The sequence below is a fragment of the Mitsuaria sp. TWR114 genome (genome assembly GCF_007997345.1).
In genome coordinates this window covers 1-1,621 of the sequence record NZ_VOSR01000264.1, presented here as the reverse complement: position 1 = coordinate 1,621, position 1,621 = coordinate 1, and the positions used below count along the sequence as shown (strand labels likewise).

General features: G+C 67.5%; 2 protein-coding genes. Both read left to right on the top strand.

The window, feature by feature from the left end:
• A partial coding sequence (locus tag FUT87_RS11490; RefSeq protein ID WP_186830488.1) for a DsbA family protein occupies positions 1 to 248 on the top strand: 248 nt, incomplete at its 5' end.
• Positions 249 to 455: 207 nt separating this feature from the next.
• Positions 456 to 1,621: MFS transporter (locus tag FUT87_RS11485; RefSeq protein WP_222617115.1), on the top strand; the 1,166-nt coding region annotated here is incomplete at its 3' end.

Here is a 1,621-nt window from a genome sequence, read left to right as displayed (position 1 = left end):
TGGCGGCGGAGCTCGCGCCCCAGCGCGATCCGGCGTCCGACGAGGTCAAGGCCGCGCTGCGCGAGGCCACCGACGCCGCCCTGGCGCGCGGCGTCTTCGGCGTGCCGACGATGGCCGTCGCCGACAAGCTGTTCTGGGGCCTGGACGCGATGGACATGGTGACCGCGTACCTCGACGGCGACGCCTGGTTCGACGGCCCCGCCTGGACAGCCGCGGCGACGCTGCCGGTGGGGGTGCGGCGCAGCTGATTCGAGCTAGCAAGCATGGGTAGGGACATACCCTTTGATGCGGCGCACAGGCTTCGAAATTCCGCATCGAGAAATCCCGACTCAGGGTTACGCCGGAGTTTGTCAGCCTGAGGCAAGGATGCCGTCAGAAACGGGTCAGAGCGCGCTCGGATAGTCCCGCCCCAAGGGCCATCGGTCGATGGTTCTGGGAATCGAGGAGACAACCCCATGGCAACTGCAAGCGCAGTGACCACCAATGCGCCGATGACAGCGGAGGAGAAGAAGGTCATCTTCGCCTCGTCGCTGGGTACGGTGTTCGAGTGGTACGACTTCTACCTGTACGGCTCGCTCGCCGCGATCATCGGCAAGCAGTTCTTCACCGGCCTGGATCCCACGGCCCAGTTCATCGCCTCGCTGATGGCCTTCGCCGCCGGCTTCATCGTGCGTCCGTTCGGCGCGCTGGTGTTCGGCCGCCTGGGCGACATGATCGGCCGCAAGTACACCTTCCTGGTGACCATCCTGATCATGGGCCTGTCGACCTTCATCGTCGGCGTGCTGCCCACCTATGAAACCATCGGTCCCGCCGCCGCGGTGATCCTGGTCGGCCTGCGTCTGCTGCAAGGCCTGGCGCTGGGCGGCGAGTACGGCGGTGCCGCGACCTACGTCGCCGAGCACGCCCCGCACGGCAAGCGCGGCGCGTACACCTCGTGGATCCAGACCACGGCGACGCTGGGCCTGTTCCTGTCGCTGATCGTCATCCTGGGCACCCGCACGGCGCTCGGCGAGGCGACCTTCGCGGCCTGGGGCTGGCGCATCCCGTTCATCGTCTCCATCCTGCTGCTGGCCATCAGCGTGTGGATCCGGCTGTCGATGAACGAGTCGCCCGCCTTCCAGAAGATGAAGTCCGAGGGCAAGACCTCCAAGGCGCCGCTGTCCGAGTCCTTCGGCCAGTGGAAGAACCTGAAGATCGTGCTGCTGGCGCTGTTCGGCCTGGTCGCCGGCCAGGGCGTGGTCTGGTACACGGGCCAGTTCTACGCGCTGTTCTTCCTGCAGAGCGTGGTCAAGGTCGACCCGGCCGCGGCCAACATCATGGTGGCCGTCGCGCTGCTGATCGGCACGCCGTTCTTCGTCGTGTTCGGCACGCTGTCGGACCGCATCGGCCGCAAGCCCATCATCATGGCCGGCCTGCTGCTGGCGATCCTGACCTACTTCCCGCTGTTCAAGGCGCTGACCAACGCGGCCAACCCGGACCTGGCCAAGGCCCAGGCCACCGCGCAGATCACGCTGACGACCGACCCGGCGCAGTGCTCCTTCCAGGGCAGCCCGGTGGCGCGCGACGTGGACTTCACCACGCCCTGCGACATCGCCAAGCGCGCGCTGGCGCAGGCCGCGGC